Origin of the sequence: Saccharomonospora halophila 8, assembly GCF_000383775.1 — a bacterium.
GTDB lineage: Bacteria > Actinomycetota > Actinomycetes > Mycobacteriales > Pseudonocardiaceae > Saccharomonospora > Saccharomonospora halophila.
On the sequence record NZ_KB912530.1, the window covers coordinates 1 to 5,414 of the forward strand.

Here is a 5,414-nt window from a genome sequence, read left to right on the forward strand (position 1 = left end):
TGCGCGGCGGTGCCTGGTCGGCACCGCCGCGCACCGGTAGCCTCCCGTGCAGCGCGTGTCATCCCGAGCGCAGACAGGGGGCACCGAGCGTGACCGAGCAGCCCGACCCGGCGTTCTTCGCCCGCCCGGCCGATTGGCGCGGTTGGCTGGAGGAAAATTACGACACGGCGACGGAACTCTGGGTCGGATTTCACCGGAGATCCGCCGACCCCTCCGGGATGACCTGGTCGGAGGCCGTGGACGAGGCGCTGTGCCTCGGATGGGTCGACGGACAGCGCCGTAAGGTGGACGACGAGCGGTACATGATCCGTTTCACTCCGCGCAAGTCGGGAAGCGTGTGGAGCGCGGTGAACACCGACCGGGTCGGGCAGCTGCGGCAGCAGGGCCGGATGCGCCCCGCGGGCGAGAACGCCTTCGCACAGCGGAGCGAGTCCCGCGCGGGTTCGTACTCCTACGAGCAGGACGCGGACTCGGTCGCGTTCGATCCCGAGCAGGAACGGCGGCTCCGTGCCGACGAGGCCGCCTGGACCTTCTTCACCAGCCAACCCGCTTCGTACCGCAAGGCGGCGACGTGGTGGGTGGTCGGTGCGAAGAAGGAGCAGACCCGGGCCAAGCGGTTCGAACAGCTGCTCTCCGACTCGGCGAACGGCCGCACGGTCCCGCCGCTGACCCGCCGGAGGTAGCGGGCTTCACCGCCGGAGCGGTACGTCGGTGCGGGCTGACGGGTCCCCCACCGGGGACCCGTCAGCCGGAGACCGGGGCGGTCGGCCCGCAGAGCACGTCGAGGTCGACGCCCGCCTCGGCCATCCGGTCGCGGGGTGCGGGCACGAGCTTGCGGGCGCCCAGGTCCATCAGCCCGAGCGTGCAACTGATCTCGGCGGACAGCGTCCCGTCCGTCCGGATGATCTCGTTGGCCATCCAGAACACCTTGCCGTCGCCGAACGTGGCGTGACAGGTCACGTCGACCTCGTCGCCGTCGCGCAGTTCGCGCCGGTAACGGATGTGCGACTCCAGCAGCACGGGCGCGATCCCGCCCTTGCGCATCTCGTCGTGCCCACCCGCCCGGTGGAACAGGTCCAGCCGGGCGACCTCGGCGTACTGGTGGTAGACGGCCTGGTTGACGTGGCCAAGGGTGTCCAGCTCGTAGTGCCGCACCTTGATCCGGGTGCGCGACGGCTCCTGCTCAGTCACGCGATCACCCTAAGCCGCCCGCCCCGTCCCGCCCACGCCGGTGACCACGACTGTGACACTGCTGACCCGGGGGCACCGCTGACCCGGGGACACTGCTTGCCCGGAAACAGTCACGACTCGTAGAACAGACGCTGCACCACCGCGTGGGCGCGTCGCGTGGTCCGGCGGTAGGTGTCCAGGAACTCGCCCGGATCGTCGTCGGCGGAGTAGCCGAACACCCGCGCCACCGCCGCCAGTTCGCGACCGGAGGTCGGCAGCTGGTCGACCGCCTTCCCCCGCACCAGCATCGCCACGTTGCGCGCCCGGGTGGCCAGCTCCCACGCCTCGATCAGCACCGCCACGTCGTCCGCCCCGGCCAGGTCCGCGTCGGCGAGCGCGCGCAACGCCCCCGGGGTCGACGTCGTCCGCAGGGCGGGGACGGCGTGCGCGTGCCGCAGCTGCATCAGCTGCGCCGTCCACTCCACGTCGGCGAGGCCACCGCGGCCGAGTTTCGCGTGCGTGGTCCGGTCGGCGCCACGGGGCATCCGCTCCGTCTCCACCCGTGCCTTGATCCGGCGCACCTCGCGCACGTGGTCGGCAGCCAACCCGCCGTCCGGGTAGCGCAGGTGCTCGATCCCGGAGAGGAAGCGCGCGCCCAGGTCGGCATCCCCCGCCACGAACCGTGCCCGCAGGAGTGCCTGGGCCTCCCACACCGCGCTCCACCGGGCGTAGTACGTCAGGTACGAGTCGAGGGTGCGCACCAGCGGCCCACTGCGCCCCTCGGGGCGCAGGTCCGCGTCCACGTCGAGGGCCGGGTCCTGGCTGGGTGCGCCCAGCGCCCGGCGCACCGTCTCCGCGACGGCCGTCGCGAACCGCACCGCCTCGGTCTCGCTCGCGCCCCCGGTCGGTTCGCACACGAACAGCACGTCGGCGTCGGATCCGTACCCGAGCTCGGCACCGCCGAGCCGGCCCATCCCGATCACCGCGAGGGTCGCCGGCGGGCTCCCCGTCCCGTCGGCGCGCTCCCGGACCGCCGCCTCGAAGGCGCTGCGGAGCACCGCCGCCCACACCGACGACAGGGCGTGGCAGACGTCGGCCACGTCGAGCAGTCCCAGCAGGTCCGCACTCGCCACGCGCAGCAGTTCGTGTCTGCGCAGCGAGCGGGCCGCCACGACGGCGGCCTTCATCCCGTGCTGCCGTCCGGCGGCGGCGCGCAACGAGCGGGCGACCTCGGCGGGATCCCGACCCGCGAGCCGCTGCGGGTCACCCAGCAGCTGCAGCACCTCCGGGGCGCGCACCAGCAGGTCCGGCACCAGCCGGGACGTGCCCAACAGGGTGGCCAGACTCTCCACGACCGCGGCCTCGTCCCGCAGCACCCGCAGATACCACGGTGTCTCGGCCAGCGCCTCGGACACCCGCCGGTAGGCGAGCAGGCCGCCGTCCGGATCGGGCGTGTCCGCGAGCAGGTCGAGCAGCACCGGCAACAACGTCTGCTGGATCGACGCGCGGCGGGAGACCCCGGAGGTGAGCGCCTCGATATGGCGGAGCGCGCCCTCCGGGGCGAGGTAGCCCAGCGCCGCGAGCCGGCTCTGGGCCTGTGCCGTGGACAGGCCCAGAGCCGCGGTCGGTACGCGGGCGACGGCCCCGAGCAACGGCCGGTAGAAGAGCTTCTCGTGCAGCCTGCGGATGCGCTGGACGTGCCTGCGGAACTCGGCGAGCAGGATCGCGTCGACCGTCCGGCCGCGGGTGGGCGCGATACCCGACGCCTTCGCCAGCCACCGCAGTTGCTCCACGGCGCCGGGATCGGGGAACAGGTGGGTGCGGCGCAGACCCCGGAGCTGGAGCCGGTGTTCGAGGACGCGCAGGAACTCGTACGAGGCACGCAGCTCGGCGGCGTCGGCCCGGCCGACGTACCCGCCGGCACCGAGCGCCTCCAGCGCCTCGGTGGTGGAGGCGGACCGCAGCTCCGGATCGGCGCGCCCGTGGACGAGCTGCAGCAGTTGCACCGCGAACTCGACGTCCCGGAGGCCGCCCCGGCCGAGCTTCAGCTCCCGCTCGGCGAGTTCGGCGGGCACGTGTTTCTCCACCCGGCGGCGCATGTGCCGCACGTCGTCGACGAAGTTGTCCCGTTCGGCCGCCGACCACACCAGCGGAGCGACCAGTTCGGCGTAGCGGCGGCCGAGCTCGGGGTCACCGGCGATCGGGCGCGCCTTGAGCAGGGCCTGGAACTCCCAGGTCCGGGCCCATTTCCGGTAGTACGTCTCGTGCCCGTCCAGCGTGCGCACCAGTGCGCCGGTGCGGCCCTCCGGCCGGAGCCCGGCATCGACCTCGAAACAGGCCTGCCCGACGACCCGCATCATCGTCGTCGCCAGCCGGGTCGCGGTCGCGACGTCGTCGCCGCCGACGAAGACCACGTCGACGTCGCTGACGTAGTTCAGTTCGCGTCCGCCACACTTGCCCATCGCGATGACCGCGACGGTGCCGTCGGCCGGGGTGCCGACCTCCCGCTCGGCGACGCGCAGGCCCGCCCGCACCGACGCCTCGGCGAGTGCGGTCAACCGCTCCGTGATCCGGGCCAGGTCGAGGCGCTCCAGCGTCGGCTCGACGAGGGGACCGAGGTCCGCGGCGGCGATCTCCAGCACGATCGCCCGGTACGCGCGGCGCAGCGCCTGCTCCACCGCCGATCCGGTGACCGGGGCACCGTCCTCCCCGTCGCCGACGGCGTCGGCCAGCACCCGGTCGTACGACTCCGGGGCGGTGAGGTCGTCGCCGGCCAGTGCGCGCCACAGGCCCGGCTCGGTCACCAGCAGATCGCTCAGCGCCGTCGACGACCCCGCGATCGCCAGCAGCCGCCCACGCAGCACCGGGTCGTCCGCGAGTGCCGCGGCGAGTTCGTCCCAGGTGGCGTCGTCGGCGGTGCGGATCCGGTCCAGCACGATCAGCGCCGTGTCCGGGTCCGGGGTGCGGGAGAACGCGGTCAGGACGGGCGTCGCCCCGCCGGTGGGTCCGGTGGCACCCCACCATCCGGCGGCACGGAGCAGTTCCTCGGCCCGGTCGTCGGCGAACCCGTACCGGGCCGCCGACACCGCAGGCCGGATCCCCTCACCCATCGCCGCCCACCCGGACCCCGGTCACGCCATCGGAAGCGTGTAGCGGGTTTCGACCGGGTCGATGCGGGAGGCCGCGAGGTCGGCGAACCGATGCGCGAAGGTCCGCCAGGTCTCCGCGATGTCCGTGTGCACCCGGGCGAGGTTGTCCTCGTCCAGCGCACCCGGACGCGCGGTCGCCGCCTTCTCCGGTGCGTCGCTCGCCCACCGCGACACCACCTCCGGTGTGGTCTCGATGTGGAACTGGATCCCGTACACCCGGCGCCGCAGACGGTAGGCCTGGTTCGCCGCACGGGGTGACGACGCGAGCAGTTCGGCCCCGGCGGGCAGCTGCTCGATCGTGTCCTCGCGGAACTGGAGTACGTCCTGCATGAGCGGCAGGTCGGAGAACAGCGGGTCGACCCACGCGGCGTCCTTCTTCGACACCAGGGCCGGTCCGACGTCCGGGCCCCGCGGATCGGCGCCCACACGCCCACCCGCGGTCACCGCGAGCAACTGTGCACCCAGGCAGATCCCGAGCGTGGGGACGTCCCCGGCCACCGCGGCGCTCAGCAGGCCGCGGACCGACGACAGCCACGGGTGTCCGGGCGCGTCCCCGGCCCGCATCGTTCCGCCGAGGACCAGCAAACCGTCCCAGTTCTCGAGGTTCTCGGGGAGATCGTCGTCCGGCGGCCGGCGGGTGTCCAACGCCGCCCCCTGCTCGGTCAGCCATGCGTCGAGCGAGCCGATCGGCACGGTGGGGTCGGGCTGCACGACGAGAATCCGGGGGGAGATCACGACCTCCACCCTACGACCTCACCCCGGGACACAAAAAAGGGAGAGGACCGACCCTGTCCGGGTCGATCCTCTCCCTGTCGTTGTGTGTTCGGCGGTGTCCTACTCTCCCACACCCGTGCGGGTGCAGTACCATCGGCGCTGGTGGGCTTAGCTTCCGGGTTCGGAATGGGACCGGGCGTGTCCCCTACCGCTGTGACCACCGAACAACCCCGTGAAACAGTCCCCGCGCGGGCGTGTCGAGGGGGTGTGTTTCAGAGTTGCAGATGGGTGCGTAGCATTTTTGTGGTCAAGCCCTCGGCCGATTAGTACCAGTCCACTCGAGAACACATTGCTGTGCGTCCATGTCTGGCCTATCAACCC

The 5,414-nt window shown here is 72.6% G+C and carries 4 protein-coding genes and 1 rRNA gene; 1 reads left to right on the forward strand and 4 read right to left on the reverse strand.

From position 1 onward, the window contains the following. Window positions 1-89: 89 nt before the first annotated feature. Window positions 90-683 carry a YdeI/OmpD-associated family protein gene (locus SACHA_RS0109395; protein ID WP_019809184.1) on the forward strand — a complete coding sequence of 198 codons (594 nt, stop codon included), beginning with the start codon at window positions 90-92 and terminating at the stop codon, window positions 681-683. A gap of 61 nt (window positions 684-744) precedes the next feature. Here SACHA_RS0109395 and SACHA_RS0109400 read toward each other — a convergent pair whose 3' ends face one another. The 4 genes from SACHA_RS0109400 to rrf form a co-directional block, all read right to left on the reverse strand. Continuing rightward, window positions 745-1,191 (reverse strand): acyl-CoA thioesterase, encoded by a 447-nt coding sequence (locus SACHA_RS0109400; RefSeq protein WP_019809186.1) that lies wholly within the window; start codon window positions 1,189-1,191, stop codon window positions 745-747. A 110-nt stretch (window positions 1,192-1,301) separates the two neighbouring features. Further along, window positions 1,302-4,280 carry a bifunctional [glutamine synthetase] adenylyltransferase/[glutamine synthetase]-adenylyl-L-tyrosine phosphorylase gene (locus SACHA_RS0109405; protein ID WP_019809188.1) on the reverse strand — a complete coding sequence of 993 codons (2,979 nt, stop codon included), beginning with the start codon at window positions 4,278-4,280 and terminating at the stop codon, window positions 1,302-1,304. A gap of 21 nt (window positions 4,281-4,301) precedes the next feature. Next, on the reverse strand, window positions 4,302-5,054 hold the full coding sequence (locus tag SACHA_RS0109410) for a type 1 glutamine amidotransferase (RefSeq protein ID WP_028663033.1): 753 nt from the start codon (window positions 5,052-5,054) through the stop codon (window positions 4,302-4,304). Between the two features lie 86 nt (window positions 5,055-5,140). Continuing rightward, window positions 5,141-5,258 (reverse strand): 5S ribosomal RNA (rrf, locus tag SACHA_RS0109415). Window positions 5,259-5,414 lie beyond the last annotated feature (156 nt).

What these genes read in the sequence shown, in the direction of transcription:
- SACHA_RS0109405 (WP_019809188.1), bottom strand. Translation starts at nt 4,280, where the DNA reads ATGGGTGAGGGGATCCGGCCTGCGGTGTCGGCGGCCCGGTACGGGTTC.